Origin of the sequence: Micromonospora sp. NPDC049081 (assembly GCF_040648835.1) — a bacterium.
In the GTDB taxonomy this organism is placed as follows: Bacteria; Actinomycetota; Actinomycetes; order Mycobacteriales; family Micromonosporaceae; genus Micromonospora; species Micromonospora antibiotica.
In genome coordinates this window covers 18,620-38,012 of sequence record NZ_JBEZEK010000029.1, presented here as the reverse complement: position 1 = coordinate 38,012, position 19,393 = coordinate 18,620, and the positions used below count along the sequence as shown (strand labels likewise).

At 74.0% G+C, this 19,393-nt stretch carries 17 protein-coding genes; 6 read left to right on the top strand and 11 right to left on the bottom strand.

All coding sequences use genetic code 11. The features are described 5' to 3' along the window. Positions 1-32: 32 nt before the first annotated feature. The 6 genes from AB0B63_RS28315 to AB0B63_RS28290 form a co-directional block, all read right to left on the bottom strand. Positions 33-1,058, bottom strand: a complete 1,026-nt coding sequence (locus AB0B63_RS28315) for a histidinol-phosphate transaminase (RefSeq protein WP_357024174.1) — start codon at positions 1,056-1,058, stop codon at positions 33-35. Continuing rightward, positions 1,055-2,338 (bottom strand): NAD(P)/FAD-dependent oxidoreductase, encoded by a 1,284-nt coding sequence (locus AB0B63_RS28310; RefSeq protein ID WP_357024171.1) that lies wholly within the window; start codon positions 2,336-2,338, stop codon positions 1,055-1,057. Before AB0B63_RS28310 ends, AB0B63_RS28315 begins: the two co-directional genes overlap by 4 nt. After that, positions 2,335-4,035, bottom strand: coding sequence for a prenyltransferase/squalene oxidase repeat-containing protein (locus tag AB0B63_RS28305; protein WP_357024167.1), 1,701 nt, complete (start codon positions 4,033-4,035; stop codon positions 2,335-2,337). Before AB0B63_RS28305 ends, AB0B63_RS28310 begins: the two co-directional genes overlap by 4 nt. Then, positions 4,032-5,069 (bottom strand): UbiA family prenyltransferase, encoded by a 1,038-nt coding sequence (locus AB0B63_RS28300; RefSeq protein WP_357024164.1) that lies wholly within the window; start codon positions 5,067-5,069, stop codon positions 4,032-4,034. Before AB0B63_RS28300 ends, AB0B63_RS28305 begins: the two co-directional genes overlap by 4 nt. Further along, positions 5,066-6,085, bottom strand: coding sequence for a polyprenyl synthetase family protein (locus tag AB0B63_RS28295; RefSeq protein ID WP_208569110.1), 1,020 nt, complete (start codon positions 6,083-6,085; stop codon positions 5,066-5,068). Before AB0B63_RS28295 ends, AB0B63_RS28300 begins: the two co-directional genes overlap by 4 nt. A gap of 230 nt (positions 6,086-6,315) precedes the next feature. Then, the gene (locus tag AB0B63_RS28290; protein WP_208569109.1) at positions 6,316-7,341 is read right to left on the bottom strand and encodes a methyltransferase; all 1,026 of its coding nucleotides are present in this window, start codon (positions 7,339-7,341) and stop codon (positions 6,316-6,318) included. A gap of 170 nt (positions 7,342-7,511) precedes the next feature. Here AB0B63_RS28290 and AB0B63_RS28285 point away from each other — a divergent pair, with 170 nt between their 5' ends. Further along, entirely contained in the window at positions 7,512-8,375 is an 864-nt protein-coding gene (locus AB0B63_RS28285) for a TauD/TfdA family dioxygenase (protein ID WP_219469074.1), read from the top strand. A 21-nt stretch (positions 8,376-8,396) separates the two neighbouring features. On the opposite strand, the gene AB0B63_RS28280 is transcribed toward AB0B63_RS28285, so the two are convergent. After that, positions 8,397-9,569 carry a cytochrome P450 gene (locus AB0B63_RS28280; RefSeq protein WP_208569107.1) on the bottom strand — a complete coding sequence of 391 codons (1,173 nt, stop codon included), beginning with the start codon at positions 9,567-9,569 and terminating at the stop codon, positions 8,397-8,399. Between the two features lie 198 nt (positions 9,570-9,767). Here AB0B63_RS28280 and AB0B63_RS28275 point away from each other — a divergent pair, with 198 nt between their 5' ends. Continuing rightward, the gene (locus AB0B63_RS28275) at positions 9,768-10,943 is read left to right on the top strand and encodes a nucleotide disphospho-sugar-binding domain-containing protein (protein ID WP_357024158.1); all 1,176 of its coding nucleotides are present in this window, start codon (positions 9,768-9,770) and stop codon (positions 10,941-10,943) included. Positions 10,944-10,979: 36 nt separating this feature from the next. Continuing rightward, positions 10,980-12,185: a cytochrome P450 gene (locus AB0B63_RS28270; protein ID WP_208569105.1), complete on the top strand. Its 1,206-nt coding sequence runs from the start codon at positions 10,980-10,982 to the stop codon at positions 12,183-12,185. A 15-nt stretch (positions 12,186-12,200) separates the two neighbouring features. Here AB0B63_RS28270 and AB0B63_RS28265 read toward each other — a convergent pair whose 3' ends face one another. Then, on the bottom strand, positions 12,201-13,598 hold the full coding sequence (locus tag AB0B63_RS28265; protein ID WP_357024155.1) for a condensation domain-containing protein: 1,398 nt from the start codon (positions 13,596-13,598) through the stop codon (positions 12,201-12,203). Positions 13,599-13,676: 78 nt separating this feature from the next. Here AB0B63_RS28265 and AB0B63_RS28260 point away from each other — a divergent pair, with 78 nt between their 5' ends. The 3 genes from AB0B63_RS28260 to AB0B63_RS28250 are packed head-to-tail and all read left to right on the top strand — an operon-like array spanning position 13,677 to position 16,099. After that, positions 13,677-14,399, top strand: a complete 723-nt coding sequence (locus AB0B63_RS28260) for a 4'-phosphopantetheinyl transferase superfamily protein (RefSeq protein ID WP_357024152.1) — start codon at positions 13,677-13,679, stop codon at positions 14,397-14,399. A 52-nt stretch (positions 14,400-14,451) separates the two neighbouring features. Further along, positions 14,452-14,733 (top strand): phosphopantetheine-binding protein, encoded by a 282-nt coding sequence (locus tag AB0B63_RS28255; RefSeq protein WP_307799566.1) that lies wholly within the window; start codon positions 14,452-14,454, stop codon positions 14,731-14,733. 43 nt (positions 14,734-14,776) lie between these two features. Continuing rightward, positions 14,777-16,099, top strand: coding sequence for a glycosyltransferase (locus tag AB0B63_RS28250; RefSeq protein ID WP_357024149.1), 1,323 nt, complete (start codon positions 14,777-14,779; stop codon positions 16,097-16,099). A gap of 47 nt (positions 16,100-16,146) precedes the next feature. On the opposite strand, the gene AB0B63_RS28245 is transcribed toward AB0B63_RS28250, so the two are convergent. The 3 genes from AB0B63_RS28245 to AB0B63_RS28235 all read right to left on the bottom strand — a co-directional run bounded on the left by AB0B63_RS28245 (position 16,147) and on the right by AB0B63_RS28235 (position 19,223). Beyond that, on the bottom strand, positions 16,147-17,382 hold the full coding sequence (locus tag AB0B63_RS28245) for a beta-ketoacyl-[acyl-carrier-protein] synthase family protein (protein WP_357024146.1): 1,236 nt from the start codon (positions 17,380-17,382) through the stop codon (positions 16,147-16,149). A 127-nt stretch (positions 17,383-17,509) separates the two neighbouring features. Then, positions 17,510-17,770 carry an acyl carrier protein gene (locus AB0B63_RS28240; RefSeq protein ID WP_208569101.1) on the bottom strand — a complete coding sequence of 87 codons (261 nt, stop codon included), beginning with the start codon at positions 17,768-17,770 and terminating at the stop codon, positions 17,510-17,512. 169 nt (positions 17,771-17,939) lie between these two features. Next, on the bottom strand, positions 17,940-19,223 hold the full coding sequence (locus AB0B63_RS28235) for a cytochrome P450 (protein ID WP_357024142.1): 1,284 nt from the start codon (positions 19,221-19,223) through the stop codon (positions 17,940-17,942). Positions 19,224-19,393: the final 170 nt, after the last annotated feature.

Below are 19,393 nucleotides of genomic sequence, written 5' to 3'. Positions count from 1 at the left end.
GCCGCACCGGCCGGTCAGAGCCCGGCGGCCGGTCAGAGCCCGGCGGCCAGGGCGGTCCGGGCGAACGCGCACAGCCGGTCGTTCGCCTCGTCCGTGCCGACGGTGATCCGCACCCCCGCGCCGGGCAGGGCCATCACCAGGATGCCGGCCTCGCGGGCCCGTTCGGCGAACGGCACCGCCCGCTCCCCCAGCGGCAGCCAGACGAAGTTCGCCTCGCTGGGGGCCACGGTGAGGCCGAGGCCACGCAGACCGTCGATCAGCCGGGTACGCGACGCCGCCAGTTCGGCGCAGCGTCGGGTCAGTTCGGGGGTGACCGCCTCGTCGAGGCTCGCCACCGCCGCGGCCTGGGCCAGGCTGTTCGGGAAGAACACCGCGCCCACCATGCCGGCCAGCGGCGTCACCCGGGGTGGCACCACGGCGTAGCCGATGCGCAGCGCGGCCAGACCGTACGCCTTGGAGAAGGTGCGCAGGACGCAGACGTTGTCGTGGGCGCGGTAGAGGTCCATCCCGTCGGGCACCTGCGGGTCGGTGACGAACTCCCGGTACGCCTCGTCGATGACCACCGGTACGTCGGCCGGGATCCGGGCCAGGAAGTCGTCGATCTCGTCGCGGTGCAGCACCGCCCCGGTCGGGTTGTTGGGGTTGCACAGCAGCACGCACCGGGTCTGGTCGGTCACGGCGGCGGCCATGGCGGGCAGGTCGTGGCGGTAGCCGTCCATCGGCACCGGCACGCCCCGGGCCCCGACGTTGCGGATGATCAGCGGGTAGCCCTCGAAGGACAGTGCCGGGTGGACCACCTCGGGGCGCGGCCCGAGCGCCTGGACGAGGTGTTGGCACAGTCCGGCCGAGCCGGGCCCGACGAGGATCGCCTCCGGTCCCACGCCCAACCGTGCGGCCAGGGTGCCCCGCAGTGCGGCGGCGGTGCGGTCCGGGTACCGCTGGAGGGCGGCGGCCCCGTCCTCGACGATCCGTCGGATGCTCGGCAGTGGCGGGTACGGCGTCTCGTTCATCGACAGGTCGGCCGGCGGCTGGGTGCCGACGGTGGTGGCAGTGGTCATCGTCGCTCACTTCGTTGCGGGGCCGGCGGGACGGGCGGGTGGGCGTGCCGGTCGGTGAGCAGCCCGAGCTGGTAGATCCGGTCGACCAGGGACAGCGGTCGGACGTTCGTGCCGGACAGGTTGCCGGCGGTGAGCCCGAGCAGCCGGGGGTTGGCCGCGGTGCGCCGCATCATCCGCGCCCCGAGCAGCCGGGGCAGCCCCGACACGCTGGTGATCATGCGGGCGGCGTTGTGGCTGACCGTGGCGATGTGGTCGAGCTGGGGTCGGCGGGCCGTGTCGTAGTTCCGCAGTGCCCGGTCCACCCCGGTGGCGTCCGGACGGTCCCCGTCGGCGGTGAGGGTGGCGGCGAGGGTCTCGGCGTCGGCGAGTGAGCTGTTGACGCCCTGCGCCGCCATCGGGTGCACCGCGTGGGCTGCCTCGCCGACGAGGGCGAGGCCGGGCACGGTCAGCTGCGCCGCGCGCAGCCGGTAGACGGCGAGGAGCTGCCGTCGGTGCAGGCTGGCCCGCAGCGCCGACCCCAGCGGCCGGATGGCGGGCACCCCGGCGAGCAGCCGGTCGCACCAGGCGGCCAGGTCGGCGGCGCTGTGGCCGCGGAACTCGCCCGGCGTCACCTGGACGTAGACCCGGCAGCGCCCGCCGGGCAGCGGGTAGACCAGGCACAGCCCCCGGTCGGTGCGGTAGGCCGACACCTCGTCGGCCACCTCCACCCCGGGCACGTCGAAGGCGACCAGGCCGTGCGGGTACTCCCGCCGCTCGACGTCGATGCCGACGGCTTTACGCAGCGGTGAGGACATCCCGTCGGCGGCGACCACCAGCGCCGCCGGGATGTCCTGTTCGCCGTCGCCGCCGGTGACCCGGACCCCGGTGACCCGGCCGTCGGCGGCGCGCAGTGGGCCGGTGACCCGCTGCCCCCAGCGGAGCTCGACGGTGCCGGGCAGCCCGTCGGCTAGTACGCCGCGCAGGTCGCCGTAGTCGGCGCAGAGGATCTGCCGGTGGCTGCCCGGCAGGGTGCCGTAGTCGAGGGCGAGCAGTGCCCGGCCCTGCGGGTCGCGGATGGCCAGCTGGTCGACCGGACGCGCGCCGGTGGCCCGCAGGGCGTCGAGCACGCCCCAGCCGTCGAGGATGCGTACCGTCTCGGGTTGGAGGATCTCGCCCTTGGCGATCGACGCGGGGGTGCGTTGCCGGTCGAGCACGACCACCCGCAGCCCGCGGGCGCCGAGCGCGCGGGCTGCGGCCAGGCCGCCGGCCCCGGCGCCGACCACGACGACGTCGGCGCTCATCGGGCCACCGCGCCGGGGGTGACGCCCGCCCGCCCGGCGACGGTACGCCGGTATTCGCCGAGCGCCCGCAGCGCGACCGCCTGGGTGATCACGGCGTTGGGGTAGCGCAGGTGGTGGCGGATGTAGTTGCAGACCCGGGTGGCCGGCCAGCCGCCGTCGGACCCGGCGGCGGCGAGCAGCCAGCCGACGCCCCGGTCGACCGCGTCGGCGTGCCCGGGGTCGCCGGTGGCCAGCAGCCCCTGGACGGCCCAGCCGGTCTCCTCGACCGACCCGGCGGTGCCGTCGCCCGGCCCCCACGACCCGTCCGGCAGCTGGGTGTCGCGCAGCCAGCCGGCCGCCCGGCGGACCACGTCGTGCCGGGCGTGGCCGACCCGGGACAGCGCCGCCACCACCACCGCCGTGCCGGAGGTGTGGTCGCGGTACCAGAGGTTCTCGTAGCTGCCGTCGGGGCGTCCGGCGGTCAGCAGCCAGGCCGCCCCGGCGGCGACCGCCGGGTGGTCGTCGGGGTGGCCGGCGTCGTGCAGGGCGAGCACGGCCTGGCTGGTGATGGCGGGGCAGGGCCCGTCGTTGGCGAGCTTGGTGTCGCGCACCCACAGGCTCCACGAGCCCCGGGTGTCCTGCCGGCCGATGAGCCAGGTCAGGCCGCTGCGCAGCACCGGGTCGGTGTCGGCGTCGGGGTAGCCGGCGAGCGCCGAGAGGATCTCGGCGGACTCCAGGGTCACCGGCCAGCCGCCCACGTTGGAGTAGCTCCATCCGCCCGGCGGCACGTCGAGCACCGTGAACGCGGTCGGTTTCTGGGTGGCGTGGAAGAAGTCCCGGGTCGGGGCCAACCGGGGGTCGGCGGCGTAGCCGGCGGCGGCCAGCCCGGTCACCGCGTAGCCGGAGCGGGTCAGGTCGAGGTTGGTCACCGCGTCCCAGGCGCCGTCGGGGCGGACCGCGCGACGCAGCCAGCCGACGACGGCCGTGGCGATGTCCGGGGCCTCGCCGGAGCGGGCCAGGCCGAGCAGCACCAGGGCGGCGGGCCACGGGTCCTCGCTCAGCGCGCCGGTCCGGCCCTCGTGGTCGTAGATCGCCCGCAGCAGCCGCAGGGCCGCCGGGCGGGCCCGGCGCAGGGTGGCCCGGCGCAGTCGGCCGGTGGGCAGCAGGTCGGCCTGCATCAGGGCCAGCCCGATGAACGGCGAGGTACGGAACGACAGCCGTTGCCGGCGGACCCGGTCGAACAGCACGATCTCCAACGGCAGCCGGCGCAGCGGGCCCGCCTCGACGGTCATCCCGGCCAGGGTGAGCAGTTGCCGGCAGAGCAGCGAGATGGCCGGGTCGGTGACCGTGTCGACACCGCCCATCGCGGCCAGCCGGGCGCGGCCGGCCGTGATCGCCTCGGCGCTGGCCTGCGGTGCGGTCAGGGCCAGGGCGGCGACCGCGACGGCGGTGGCGACGACCTCGCTGTCGGCCCCCACGACGCCGCCCCAGCCGCCGTCGTCGTGCTGTTGCCGGCGCAGCCACGAGGTGCCGGCGTCGACCAGGTCGGCGCTGCCCACCGGGTCGGCGGCGTGCAGGGCGGCGACCGTACCCGCGGTGCCCAGCACCGAGGCCGGTGGGTCGTCGCCGAAGACCCCGTCGGGGCGCTGCCGGCGCAGCAGCGCCTCCGCGCCGTCGCTGATGGCCCGGTCGAGGGCCTCGGTGGGCACAGCGGTCATGACACGTCCTCCATGGCGGCTCGGCGGGGGGTGGCCAGGGCCAGTGCCGGTCGGCCGGTGCCGAGTTCGTGCCGGGCACGCATCAGGTGCTGGGCCCACCAGGTCAACCCGACCATCGGCAGCACCAGCAGCAGTTGCAGGCCGATACCCAGCCGCAGCCCGACCAGGGCCGAGGCCAGCACCACCCGCTCGACGACCAGCACGGAGTGCGCCCGCAGCGCCACCACGACGGGCATGTCGGCGCGGTGTGCGACCAGCGGGGCGAGGGCGACGACCCCCAGTACCAGGACGACGATCAGCGTGGCCAGGTAGCCGGTCCGACCGTCCGGCCCGGCCAGCAGCCCGGCGGTGAGCGCGGCGATGACGGTCACCGCGTAGAGGGCCAGCACCGTGCGCACCGCGAACGGCGAACCCCGGCGTACCGGCAGCGTGTGGTAGCCGCCGGCCCGGTCACCGTCGATGTCGCGCAACGCACCGACCAGGTTGGACATCGTGTCGTGCGACCAGAACGCGACCATCGCGGCGAGCAGCACCGGAACCGCCGACGGGGGGTCCGGGGAGAGTCCGACGGCCAGCGCCCCGTAGAGCAGCGCGATCGCGCCGAGCGCGCCCCGGACCAGGTTCCCGGCGACGCCGCGCGCCTTGCACCAGCGGCTGTAGGCGACGATGCCGAACGCGGCGAGCACGGCGGCCGAGGTGGTGCCCCAGCCGCCGAGCACCGCCAGCAGCGCGAGGACCGCGAAGCAGACCCCGCCGCACCACAGCGCCGTGCGGGCGGCCAGCCGGCCGGACGGGATCGGCCGGTGCGGCTTGCTGCCAGCGTCGAGGTCCCGGTCGAAGTAGTCGCCGAGGTAGTGGCCGCCCAGCCAGCCGGCGGTCGGGGCGGCCCACGCCGACACCAGCAGCCACGGGTGGTGCGGGCCGTCGGCCAGGGCCGCGCCGGCGAGGCCGACCAGCCCGACATACCACAGGGTGTACGGCCGCCAGGTTTCGATGTGGGCGCGCAGCGCGCGTACGGCACCGGCTGTGCTCACGCCGTCTCGCTCGTCATCCAGTGCGCGATGCCGGTGAGCACGTCGGCGCTGGCGGAGGGGGTGAGCGCGGTCAGCTCCGCCAGGGCCTGCTCGGCGTGCTCCGCCATCTGCCGCCGGGCCGCCTGCACCGCGTCGACCTCGTCGAGCAGGGCGGCGACCCACTCGACGTCCCCCGGGCCGGCGCCCCGCCGGTGCAGCACCGCCATCAGCTCGACCCGGGCGGTGTCGGTGGCCGCGTCGTAGGCGAGCAGCAGCGGCAGGGTCGGTCGGCCGTTGTTGAGGTCGCTGGTGGCCGGTTTGCCGGTCTGTTCGGGAGTGGCCACGTAGGACAGCAGGTCGTCGCGGATCTGGAAGGCGATGCCGAGGTGCTCGCCGTAGCGGGCCAGCCCGGCGGCGAGTTGCGGGTCGGCGCCGCCGAGCAGTGCGCCGACGTGGCAGACCGCGCGGAACAGCGCGCCGGTCTTGAGCCGGATCATCTCCGGGTACCACCGGGCGCCCGCGTCCAGGTCACCGACGAGCTGCGTCTCGAGCATCTGGCCCCGGCACAGGTCCCGGCCCGCCTCGGCCAGGGCCGCGACGGCGGCGGCGACGTGCCCCGGGGGTGCGGTCACCCCTGATTCCACAATGGACTGAAAGGCCGTGAAGATGAGGTGGTCACCCACCACGATGGCGCTGGGAATCCCGAAGGCCACCGGCACCGCCGGGCGACCCCGCCGCAGCGTGTCGGCGTCGATGATGTCGTCGTGCACGAGCGTCGCGACGTGCAGGTACTCCATCCCCAGCGCGGCCGGCAGCACCCGCGACGGCGACCCGCCCACCGCCTCGGCGGCGTGCAACGTCATCATCGGACGCAGCAGCTTGCCCGCCGGCAACAGGGCGTACCGGGCGATCCCCACCAACTGGTCGGTCGTCTCGGGCCACCGACGCTCGAACTCCGCGTGCAGCAGCCGCCCGGATTCACTGCGGGCAAGGTCGTCGATGAAGGGCGGAAAACGCGTAAAGCCAGTAACCGTCATAGCGTGTCGACCCTTTCGCAAAGGCTCGGCCCAGCCGCCACGCGAGACGTTACCTGCCGGTCCCGCCCTGAACAACCATCGGAAAACCGCCCCGGCGATGGAGAAACACGAATGTCACGAACCAATTCACCATCAAATCGGTTGATGCCCAGAGAAATCCGCTGACCTGCTCACCGTGTGTCACACCGATAGACGCAATCAGGTACGACATCGGCTCGCCCGCCGCCGGATCAGGCGTCCGCCGCGAACTCCAACAGGGTCAGTCCGTCGGTGCCACGATAGGTCCCGACCGGTGCCAGACCGGCCGCCGAGGCCAACGCCGTGTGGTCGGCCACGCCCCGCTCCCGGCCACCCACCAACACCAGCATCTGCAGGTCGTACGGGGACCGGTGCGGCACGTACGGGTCGGTCGGCAGCACCTCCACCACCAGTACCCGTCCGGTCTTCCCGGCCGCCTCGGCGCACCGGCGCAGGATCGCCGTGGCGTGCGTGTCGCTCCAGTCGGTCAACGCCCGGGACACCACGTAGACGTCGGCGCCGGCCGGCAACTCGGCGAAGAAGTCCCCGACCACGGTGTCGACCCGCCCGGTCAGCCCGTGCTCGGCGAACGTGCCCGCCGCCGTGGCCACCGGCTCGGCCCGGTCGACCAGGGTGCCCCGCAGGTGCGGGTGGGTCGTCAGCAGCTCCCGCAGCAGCCCGCCGGCACCCCCGGCGACGTCGACGACGTGACCCACCCGCGCCCACGGGTAGAGCGCCGCCACCTGGGGTGCGGTGAACCGCTGCTGACTGAGCATCAACGCGTCGAAGTAGGCCCGGTAGGACGGGTGGGCGTCCAGGTCGGCCCAGAAGTCCCGCCCGTGCACCGCCTGGTAGCCGGGCCCGCCGGTGCGGATCGCCGTCGGCAGCCCGGTGTAGGCGAGGTCCATCCGGGCCCCGAGACCGTCGAGATCCAGGTAGCCGCCGTGTCCGCCGCCGTCACGGTCGCAGAGCAGCTCACCGACGTCGGTCAGCGCGAACTCGTCAGGAGCCGGCTCGACGAAGACGCCCCGGTGGACCAGGTAGCGCAGCAACCGGCCCAGGGCGTCCGGGTCGGCGTCGCACCCGTCAGCCAGCTCGGTGAGGCGGGTGGTGCCGGCCGCGATCCGCTCCGGCACCCGCAGCGTCACCGCCGTACGGACCGCGAACGGGGTCGCCAGGTCGGTCAGCCGGCCCAGCCGGGCCGCCGCGTCGTCATCGGTCGGGGTCTCGATCGTCACCCGGACAGCCTCCTGTCGCGCCACGCGTCCACGATGGCCGTGGCCGTCGTCCGGCGGCCCGAATGTTCCCAAGGGCGGCGTGACGGCGTCAACATCGACGGTGGAGATCCCATTCACCGTCGTGGAACAATGCGCCGACGGGCCCGGGGCCCAGACCGGAGGAAGCACCGATGACCACTTCCCTCGTGCCGCAGGTACGGCTCGTCGCGGGCGCCCTGGGCGCCGAGGTCCACGGCATCGACCTGAACACCCTGACCGACGAGGGCTTCGCCCACCTGCACCGGCTGCTGCTGGCGCACCAGGTGGTCTTCGTCGCCGGGCAGACCGGGTTGACCCCGCAGGCGCACATCGCCTTCGGTCGGCGCTTCGGCGAGGTCGAGCTGCACCCGTACCTGCCCCGGCTCCAGGGGCATCCGGAGATCGTCCTCATCGACTCCGAGCACGGTGGGAAGGTCGACGTCTGGCACACCGACATGACCTTCCACCAGAGCCCACCGATCGCCTCCATCCTGCACCTGGTCGAGCTGCCCGAGACCGGCGGCGACACCATGTGGACCAACCAGTGCAAGGTGTACGAGGCGTTGTCCGCGCCCATGCGCGACCTGCTCGACGGGTTGACCGCCATCCACGTCATCCGGATCGGCACCGAGTTCACCAGCCGGGCCGAGCACCCGGTGGTCCGGGTGCACCCCGAGACCGGCCGCCGCTCGTTGTACGTCAACCGGCTGTTCACCTCGCACATCCCGCAGCTGAGCCGCAACGAGAGCGACGCGCTGCTGGAGTACCTGTTCGCGTTCTCCGAGGGCCCGCAGTTCACCTGCCGGTACCGCTGGCGCGTCGGCGACGTGGCGATCTGGGACAACCGGGTCACCCAGCACTATGCGATCAACGACTACGACGGCCTGCGGCGCGGTCAGCGGATCACGGTGCTCGGTGACCACCCGACCGGTGACGCGCCCCGGTGGGACCACTACGTCGCCGCACCCGGCCAGCGTTACTGGCCGGACCGGGTCAACGCGGTGGACAACTACTGACCGCCGGGCCGCCCCGGCGGCTCACCAGGTGACCGGGAACGACGCGATGCCGCCGTTCATCCGGTCGTGCCGCCACGGGATCTGCTCGATCGGCACCGCCGGCGTCAGCCCCGGCAGCCGCCGCAGCAGCTCGCCGATCGACAGCTCCACCTGCATCCGGCCCAGCGCGGTGCCCAGGCAGAAGTGCGGCCCGAAGCCGAAGGTGAGGTGCGGCGCGGTCGGCACCCGGTCGATGTCGAAGACGTTGGGGTCGGGGAAGACCCGGGGATCGCGGTTGCCCGCCCACGGGATCGCCATCACGCAGTCCCCGGCGCGCATCGCCACCCCGCCGAGGGTCAGGTCCTCCTGCACCACCTGGACCCGGAACATGCTGCTCACCGACGTGTAGCGCAGGATCTCGTCGGTCGCCGAGGACAGCTTGCCCGGGTCGGCCCGCAGCTTCGCCAACTGCTCGGGGTGCTGGAACAGCGCGCGCAGCCCGGCGCTGGTGGAGTTGATCTCCAGCCCGCCGAGCAGCACCCCCATCGCCAGCTCCACCAGCTCGGCGTCGACCAGCTCGTGCGCGTCCCGGCCGAGCACCCAGGCCGAGAGCAGGTCGTCGCCGGGGCTCACCCGCTTGTCGGCCAACTGCCCGGCCAGGTAGTCCCGCAGCTGGGCCTGCGCGGTGGCGGCATCGGCCGAACCGTACGCGGTGACCGAGTTGAGGCCCTCGATCCACCCGTAGAACCGGGGCCGGTCGGCGACCGGCACCCCCAGCACGTCGCAGACCACGTACACGGGCAGCGGCGCCACCAGGGCCGCCACCAGGTCGGCGGGCCGGGGGCCGGCGAGCAGGTCGTCGAGCAGCGCGTCCACCAGCCGACGCACCCGGGGGCGGAAGGTGTCGATGCGGCGGGCGGTGAACGCCCGGCTGGCCACCCGGCGGACCACGGCGTGCGCCGGACCGTCCATGTTCAGCTCGCGCGGGCCGACGCCGTCGGGGGTCGCGGTCGCCCCCGGCGGAAGCCGGGAGAACCGGGGATCGGCCAGGACGGTGCAGCAGTCCTGGTAGCCGAGCACCAGCCAGGCCGGCCGGCCGTCGGGCAGTCGCACCCGGCTGACCGGGTCGGACACCACCATGTCGAGCAGCTCGGCCGGCAGGTCACCGGTGAACGGCTCGAACGGATAGTCCCGCAGCTCGGAGACGACGGTCATGACGAGCTACCCACCTGTCGGTCGGCGGTCCACATCGGGCACCGGTAAGACTCGGCCATCGGTGCGTCGTCGTCAATATCCATTGGGACGACCGACGATCTTCCGGGTACCGACATCCATCGCCTAGCATCTGTGCACCAGGACTGCCCGGTGACGCGCGCGGATGGGTCGGACTTGACTGCGGCTTTGCGGATTCTGATGTCGACGTGGGGCTGGCGGTCGCATTTCTACGGCCTCGTCCCGCTCGGCTGGGCCCTCCAGGCGGCCGGCCACGAGGTGCGGGTGGCCAGCCATCCCGCACTGGTGCCGGCGATCACCGCGGCCGGCCTGGCGGCGGTGCCGCTGGGTGCGGACCTCGACTTCGCCGAGGCGTTCGCGGGCCGGATCGGCGCGGTGGGCGCGCTGGACGGGGCCGCCCGCACCGCCGAGCCGGTCGACGCGGTCGAGCCGGCGATCACCGCCGACGGCGGCGTGGTCCGGTTCGCCGACGCCCTCCTCGACGACCTGGTCACCTTCGGCCGGGACTGGCAGCCCGACCTGATGGTCTGGGAGCCGTTCAACCTCGCCGCCGCGGTGGCCGCCGCCGCGCTCGGCGTGCCCGGTGTGCAGCACCTGTGGGGGCCGGACTCGTCGGTCACCCTCCGGCTCGACCCGGAGGAGGTCCTCGGCCCGCTCGCCGGCCGGTTCGGGCTCGCCGCCGCCGACGTGGACCTCACCGGCGGGCTGACCCTCGACCCGGTGCCACCACCGATGCAGGTGCCGATGACCCGCCCGGGACGACCGGTCCGGTACGTGCCGTACAACGGCCCGGCCGTGCTGCCGTCCTGGCTGCACCGCCCGCCGCGGCGGCCCCGGGTCTGCGTCACGGCGGGCACCATGATGGCCGGTGCCGGGCTCAGCGACCGGCTGGGCCTCCCCCGGGTCATCCGCGCGGTCGCCGGGCTGGACGTCGAGGTCGTCGTGCTTGTCGAACGGGCCCAGCAGGCCGGGTTGGGCCCGATGCCGGGCAACGTCCGGCTGGTCGACGGCCCGCTGGCGCTGCGGCTGGTGCTGCCGACCTGCGCCGCGCTGGTGCAGCAGGGCGGCGCGGGCACCACGATGACGGCGCTCGGCCTCGGGGTGCCGCAACTGATCCTGCCGCAGGTCAGCGACCAGCACTTCAACGGCGAGCGGTTGGCGCTCACCGGCGCCGGGACCTGGTTGTCCCCCGAACGGGCCGACGACGGCACGCTGCGCGACATGGTCGGCCAGCTGATCGGCGACGGCCCCTGGCGCGACGCCGCGGCGTCGATGCGCGACCGGGTCCGCGCGATGCCCACCCCCGCCGAGGTGGTGCCGGCGCTGGTGGCCCTCGCCGCGCACCCCCGCAGCTGAACCCACCGGCCTGTCGGACCACCCTAGGAGTCGTCGATGACGCAAGAGCCCATTCCGTACCCGCTCGCCCCGGCTCCCACCATCTACCACCCGTCACCGGACTACACCCGGCTGCGGGAGACCTGCCCGGTGGCGCCCGTCGCGCTGCCCGACGGGGCGTCGGCCTACCTGGCCACCCGGCACGCGGACGTCCGCCGGGTCTTCACCGACCAGCGGTTCAGCCGGGCCGCCGCGGCCGGGCCCGACCGTCCGACCCGGGAGCTGGGTTCGCTGGCCGAGGACTCGCTGATCGGGATGGACCCGCCCCGGCACACCAAAATGCGCCGGGCGGTGTCGCACGCGTTCACCGTCCGCCGGGTGGAGGCGCTGCGCCCGACGGTGGCCGCGCTGATCGACCGGATGATCGACGCGATGGTGGCGGCGGGACCACCGGCGGACCTGATCCCGCACCTGTCCGCGCCGCTGCCGATCTATGTGATCAGCAAGCTGTTCGGCATCCCCGAGCAGGACCAGGACCGGGTACGCGAGTGGTCCGACGCGCTCGTCGGTGACTGGGACGCCGACCCGGCCGCCCCGCAGGCCGCCCTGGACGCGTTCGGCGAGATGATCGTCGAACGTCGCCGCGAGCCCGGCGACGACCTGATGAGCGCCCTGATCAACGCCTGGGACGAACACGACGACCTCACCGAACGGGAACTCGTCTCGGTGACCGCCGGCATCTTCGTCGGCGGCCACGAGACCACCACCAACCAGCTCAACCTGTTCCTGCTGGTGCTGGCCCGGCACCCCGAGCAGCTCGCCGGCCTGCGCGGTGACGACCCGGTCGCGGTGGCCCGCGCGGTGGAGGAGCTGTCCCGGTTCATCCAGCTCGGGGACAACGGGGTGCTGCTGCCCCGGGTGACCACCGAGGAGGTGGAACTCGGCGGGGTGTGCCTGCCGGCGGGTACCCCGGTGCTCCCGGCGATCGCCTCGGCCAACCGGGACGCCTCGGTGTTCGCCGGGGCCGACACCCTCGACCTGGGCCGGGTCGACAACCCGCACCTGGCGTTCGGGGCCGGCCCGCACCACTGCCTCGGCGCGGCGCTGGCCCGGATGGAGTTGCAGGAGGCCCTCGGCGCGCTGCTGCGCCGGCTGCCCGGCCTGCGGCTGGCCGTGCCCGAGGACGAGTTGCGCTTCAAGCCCGGCCTGGTGGTACGCAGCCTGGAGACGCTGCCGGTGACCTGGGACCGGGTCGACGGGTGACCGTCGACCCGGCGCTCAGCCGGTGATCCGGGTGGGGGCCGTCGGGTCGAACGCCGCCTCGACGGCCACCTCCTCCACCCCGCGCAGCAGCGCCTCGGCCTGGGTCTCGGTGAAACAGCCCAGGTCGAAGATGACCTGGAGGAAGATGGTCTCCGGCTGGTCCTCGACGGTGATGAACGCCTGTTCGGGCAGGTGGTCCAGGGTGCCGTCCCAGACCAGGAACGTCTCGGCCGCCTTCCGCCGGATCTGCTCGGGGGTCACCTCCTCGGTACGCGCGCCGTCGTCCGCCGCCTGCCGGGTCACCACCCGACGGTCGTTGATCCGGCAGGTGACCCGGGCCGGGTACCCGCGTTCGTCGTCGAGCCGGGCGCTGGCCTCGGCGAGCTGCACCGGGTCGTAGTAGGCGTACATCCCGGCGGCGACGGAGGCCTTGCGGGCCCGGGCCACCACCTCGTCCACGGTGGTGTCGGTGGCGTCCACGGTGAGCACGCCGTTCTGGCTCAGCGGGGCGATGGCCTCGGCGAACCCCGGCCGGAACCGGTTGCCGACGATGAGTTTGGCGGTCAGCGGGCTGACCCCGGTGGCCCGGCCGACCGCCACGGCGATCACCGCGAGCAGCACCCGGGAGGTGTCCGTCCTGGTCCGTCGGGCGATGGCCTGCACCGCCAGGTAGGCCGCGGGTGAGCTGAACCGGCCGTGCCAGAACCGCCGGCCGTGTCGCCCGGCCGGGTTGGTGACCGCGCCGAAGGTCGACGGCGCGATGTCGCGCAGGTGCGACTCCCAGTGCCGGACCGCCCGGTCGCTGACCCGGCGCAGTGGCGGTGTGCGCTCCCGCCGGCCGAGGTCGAGCAGCTGCACGGTACGCGGGTCGGGCGCCCGCCGGGCCGTCAGGTCGACCAGCCCGAGATCGGCCATCAGCAGGGCGGTCGCGGTGCCGTCGACCACCAGATGGTCGAGGGTCAGCACCCGGTGCACCAGGACACCCCGGTGCCGGACCACCGCCATCCGCACCGACCAGTCCCGGTAGAGGTCGTAGTGGGCCAGCAGCCGGGCGTGGCCCAGTTCGTAGGCGAACTTCGCCACGTCGGCCGGGTCGGCGTCGTCCGGGACGTCCAGCACGTCGAGGGCGACCTCCCCGGCGGCGGACACCACCTGGCAGGGTGCGCCGTGCTCGTCGGTACCCAGCCGCATCCGCAGCGCCGGATGCCGGCTCATCAGGTCGCCGAGCTGCGCCGCCACCTCCGCCACGGTGACCCCGGCCGGCACCGGGTGCGCGCCACTGACGTTGTGCGTCCACCCGGTCTCCCGCATGTCCTGCATGATCGCGAGCTGACCCCAGGTCAGCGGCGCGGTGCCCGCCCCCGGGCCGGCGAACGGGACGAGCACCTGCGCCTCGGCGGTCTGCGCGAACATCGGTCCATCAGAGCAACGCGAATCGGCACGTGTCAACGTCACAAATCGCCGCCGCCGCGGTGGCGTTAGGGTACGGCCATGCCCGACGCCGTCCGGATCTGGATCGTGTCGGCCCGGGTGTCCCCGGACGAGCTGGCCCGGTACCGGGCGCTGCTCGACGCCGACGAGCGGGCCCGCGCGGCGACGCTCGCCCAGGCGGCCACCCGGGACCGGTTCACCGTGGCGCACGGCGCGCTGCGCGTCCTGGTGGGCCGGGCGGTGGACCTGCCACCCGAGCGGCTCAGCTGGCGGCGGGGCCGGCACGGCAAACCGACGCTGACCCACCCCCGGGGTGGCCCGCAGACGAGCCTGTCCTACTCCGACGAACTCGTCGCGATCGCCGTGGCCGGCGACCGGGCGGTCGGGGTGGACATCCAGCATCCGACGCCGGGGCTGGACCCGGTGGCGCTGGCCGACCGGTTCTTCGCCGCCGAGGAGGCGCGGCTGGTCCGCTCGGGGCCCGACGCCGCCGTCCGGGCCGACCGGTTCGCCCGGCTGTGGGCCCGTAAGGAGGCGGTGGTCAAGGCCGCCGGGGGTCGGCTCTGGCCCCAGCTGGCGCTGCCGGTGCACCGCGACGACGTGGTGCGCTGCGGCGACCCGGTGGGGGTGCACCGGGTCACCGACGTCGCCACCCCGGGCGGGTACCGGGTCGCGGTGGCGCTCGCCGGTGAGCCGCCGTTCGACGTCGCGACGTCGTACGGTCCGACCGGGTGGACGGATCGTCCCGCCGGCACCCCGGCTGAAGATCGTCGCACCCGTTGACACCCGACGATCACGTTTGCTCTGATGGCTCCATGGTGGAGCGTAGGGTCCCGTGACAGAGTCCGACACGGCCACTGCGCCGCAACTGCGTGCGCAGGTCGTCGACAGCATGACCACGCTGCTGACCCGGATGCTCAGGCCGCCGGCCCCGGTCACCGAACGGACCCAGCTGATGGACGAGCTGGGCCTCAGCTCGTCCCTCGCGTTGGAACTGCTGCTCGAGATCGAGGACGAGCTGGAGATCCAGATCGACGTGGAGGATCTGGACGAGGACCAGATGACCACGGTCGCCGACCTGGCCGACTACATCACCGCGCACTGCACCCCCCGCTGACGGCCCGCGACGGGGCCTGGCCGGCGTTTCGCGAAGGAGTCACATGCCGACCATGGACCAGCCCCGGCTGAGCGTGGTGATCCCCGCCCACAACAACGGCACGGCGCTCGACACGACGTTGGCGTCCCTGACCCGGCAGACCCTGCCGCCGCAGGAATTCGAGGTCATCGTCGGTGACGACGGTTCGGCCGAACCGCTCACCGCCCTCGTGGGGAGCTACGCCGACCGGCTGCGGATCGACTGCGTCCGCAGCGAAGCCAACCGGGGCCGCAGTGCCAACCGCAACGCGGCGGCGGCCCGCGCCCACGCCGACACCCTGCTGTTCCTGGACGCCGACACGGTGGCCCACCCGACCCTGCTGGCCCGGCACCGGGCCCACCACGACGCCCTCGACGGCCGGCCCGGGGTGCTGCTGGGTCAGCGGTACGACCTCGACTGGGCCGGTGCGGACGCGCTGCGCCGGGGTGAGCCGATCGGGGCGGAGCTGCTCGACGCGGAGCGTGGCGACCCCCGGCTGGAGGACATCTCCCACCCGCAACGGATCCACGACTTCCCCAGCGCGCCCTGGGTGCTCGGGCTGACCCACAACGCGTCGGTGGACCGGGAGTCGTTCCTGCGGGTGGGTGGCTTCGACGAGACGATCGTCAAGTGGGGGTTCGAGGATCTGGAGTTCTTCTACCGGATCTTCCACCTGCACGGGGCCCGGCCCGACCTGTTCGAGCTGGACGTCGAGGCGACGTCCTACCATCTGCCGCACTTCCGCAAGACGTCCAACGGGCTCGCCTCAATGGACAACATGAAGTACCTGCTGCGCAAGCACCTGCGCTACGACGTCGAGGTGCTGTATTCGATCAACACGTTCGGGCGGCACTTGGGCCGGATCCGGCTCTACGGCCAGGCCATCGACGCGTACCGGCGGGCGGGGTTGGGGCGACCGGCGGTGCTGCCCGCCGCGCTGCGCGCGGAGCTGGCCACCCGCGCGGCCCTGGTCATCGGCAACGGGGTGGCCACCCTGGAGCTGGGCCCCGACTCGCAGACCTTCGACCACGACGCGCCGCCCGGCCCGACCAACGCGCACCTGCTCGGCACCGTGCTCCAGCAGTTCAAGGCCGGTGCGCTCGATCTGATCGTCAACGTCGACCTGTGGCGCTGTCTCCTCCCCGAGGACCTGCCGGCCTTCCTGACCCGGGGGCTGCTCAAGGCCGACCGGATCGAGCTGGTCGCCACCCACGCCGTCCCGGACCAGCGGGCGATGCTGCCGGTGCCCCTCGTGGCGGACCTCGACTACCTGACCGACATGCTGCACCAGCACTTCGACGTCACGGTCGGCGTACACGACACCGCGACGGTGCTCACGATCCGCTGAACCGCCCGGTGCGGCCGGCCGGTGCCCGCTCGGGCGGCCCCGACCGGTCAGCCCCCGGCGGGGCCGAACACCAGGCTGACGTTGTGGCCGCCGAAGCCGAACGAGTTGGACATCACGGTGGTCACCGGGACGGCCCGGGGCTGCTTGCGGATGTGGTCGACCTCGTCGGCCGGATCCGGGTCGTCGAGGTTGTGCGTCGGCGGCAGCAGACCGCGGCGCAGCGCCTCGATGCCGATGGCCGCCTCGACCACCCCGGAGACGCCGAGCAGGTGCCCGGTGACGCCCTTGGTGGAACTCACCGGCGGGGTGGCGGTGCCGTAGACGTCACGCAGGGCGGCGATCTCGGCCGCGTCACCGGCCTTGGTGCTGGTGCCGTGGGCATTGAGGTAGCCGATGTCGTCGGCGTGCAGACCGGCGTCGCGCAGCGCCGCCCGCATGCAGTGCGCGGCTCCGGACCCGTCGGGGCGCGGGGTGGTGGGATGGTAGGCGTCGTTGTTCGCCCCCCACCCGAGCAGGTCGGCGTGCCGGGGGACGCCGCGCGCCACGGCGTGCGCGGTGCGCTCCAGGACGAACACCCCGGCCCCCTCGCCGAGGACGAGACCGTTGCGGCGACGGTCGAACGGACGGCTCGCGGCCGTCGGGTCGGACCAGCCGTGGGCGAGCGCGCGGGCGTTGCCGAACGCGTCGACGAAGGCCGGGAAGAGCGGCGCCTCGCTGGACCCGCAGACCACCATGTCGGCCTCGTCGGCGCGCAGGATCCGCAGCGCCTCGCCGAGGGACTGGGCACCTGACGCGCACGCCGTGCCGATCGACGAGGTGTAGCCCCGGATGCCGAACCGGATGGCGATCCGTGCCGCGCCCATGTTCGGCAGCGTCCCGGGCAGCAGGTACGGGCTGACCCCGAACCGGCCCCGCTCGGCCCGCGCGAGCACCTGGCTCGCCAGGGTCGACAGGCCGCCGACGCCGGAGACGATGACGGCGACGCGGTACGGGTCGACGTCCCGGCCCACCTCGACACCGGCGTCGGCCAACGCGTCCTCGGCGGCCCGCAGGACCATCACGATCGAGCGGTCCACCACCCGGGACTCGGGGCCGGGCAGCACACTGGCCGGGTCGATGTCCGGGCTGAACGCCGCGACGTCGACGACCCCGTCGACCGGGTGCCCCTCGGGTGGTCGGCGTAGGCCGGAGCGGCCCTCGCAGACCGCGTCGAACACCTCGGCGGCGGTGCTGCCGACGGGGCTCACCAGCCCGATCCCGGTGACCGTCACACCCGCACGCACGCGCGTCCCTCCCGCCCGGTCCCGGCGACTCCCCGGCCGCACCGACGACAACCGTGGGCCCGACCGCACCGGGCCCGGTCAGCCGACCGGTCGACGGGCGGCCGGGCGGGTGGCGCGGCGGGCACGGTCAGTGCGCCGAGGCGGGCTGGATGCGCCGGGACACCGCGCCGCAGAACTCGCCGACCGTCATCATCGCCAGGGCCTCGGCCTCGTCGTCGTCGAACGCCACCCCGAACCGGTCCTCCACCCGGACGGCCAGCTCGGCGAGGCCGAGCGAGTCCACGTCGAGGCCGGCCGGACCGAACACCGTGTCGTCGTCGGCGCCCTCGATGTCGTATTTCATCTCGGTCAGCGCGGCGAAGAGGAACGCGCGGATCTCGTCGGTCATGGCCGTTGTTTCCTTTCCGGAGGTCGGCGTCGGCGGGCCCGGCAGCCGGTGGGCGCGGGAGGCGTGACAGGTGGCCGGGGACGCGGCCGGAGACCGGGTACGACGTCGGCGTGACCGTCGCCGTTCTGGTCACCGGAGCAGCCGCTCCGTGTGAATCGACCTTACTCAATCAAGACCGATTCGCAAGGTCCACCCGGACGGTGCCGGCGGACCGATCGGTGTCCGCAGCGACGAGCCGCACCGGGAGCCGGTCGTGACCCCGCAGCATGAGTTGCCGCCGTTCGCCGGGCTCCGCCGCGAGCGCCAGCGCCGGGAACCGGTCCAGCAGCCGGGGCAGGACGAGCCGCCCCTCCGCCCGGCCGAGCGCCGCGCCGACGCAGTAGTGCGGCCCGGCGCTGAAGGCCAGGTGCCGGTTGTCCGGGCGGGACGGGTCGAAGGAGTCCGGGTCGGGGAACCGTCGGGGGTCGCGGTTGGCCGCACCGGTCAGCACCAGCACGGACCGTCCACGGGGGACGGCGACTCCGGCGACGTCGGTGTCCTCGGCGGCGTAGCGCACGGCGAAGTGCACCGGTGGCTCGTACCGCAGGATCTCCTCCACGTAGGCCGGGGCGAGGCTGTGGTCGGCGCGCAACGCGGCCAACGCCGCCGGCCGCGCCAACAGCAGGGTCAGCCCGGTGCCGAAGAGGTTGGCCGTGGTCCGGAACCCCGCGTTGTACATGACGATGAGGTTGGCCAGCAGCTCGGCCTCCGACAGCTGGTCGGGGCGTCCGTCCCGGATCGCCGCCAGCGCCGAGACGAGGTCGTCGCGGGGCTCCGCCCGGCGTACGGCCAGCAGGTCGGTGAAGTAGGCGGTCAGCTCGTCGGCGGCGACGTTGGCGGCCCGGATCTCCCGGAACGAACGCGGTCCGATCTCCAGCACCGCGTCGAACGCCCGCACCCGCGACGGGAACCACCCCCGGTCCCGCTCGGGCACCCCCAGCAGCTCGCCGACGACGGCACTGGGCAGCGGCAACGCGAACGCGGCCATGAAGTCCACCGGTCGGCCGTCCGCGCCCTCCCGGGCGAGCCCGTCGAGCAGCCGGTCGGCGATGCGCAGGATCGCCGGTTCCAACGCGGTGACCCGGCGGGCGGTCAGCGCCTGGCCGAACAACTGGCGTATCCGGGCGTGGTCGTCGGGCGGGGCGTTGAACATGCTGGCCTGCAGGGTCCGGATCACCGCGTGGTCCCGCCAGCGCAGGCCGGCCCGGTCCAGGTGGTCCGCGTCGAGCACCCGGAACACCGGATCACGCAGCACCCGGTGGGCGGCGTCGTACCCGTGGACCACCGCGGCGTACGGGGCCGTCGGGGCGAGCGCGACGGCCTCCCCCAGCTCGTGCAGCCGGGCGTAGTACGGGTACGGGTCGCGGCGTACCTCGTCGCCGAGCAGGTCGTCGAGGGATACCGGGAAACCCATGGCGCTCCTCGGACGACGGGCACGGGCGGTGGATGCGGTGACCATAGACGCATCGACGGCGACGTGTCCACGACCGGCGCCCCCCGACGACGGGTCCGCCAGCCGGCCGCCGACCCGGGTGGACCGGCGCAGCCCGGTCCCTGCCCCACGGTGGCGTCATCCGGCCGGCT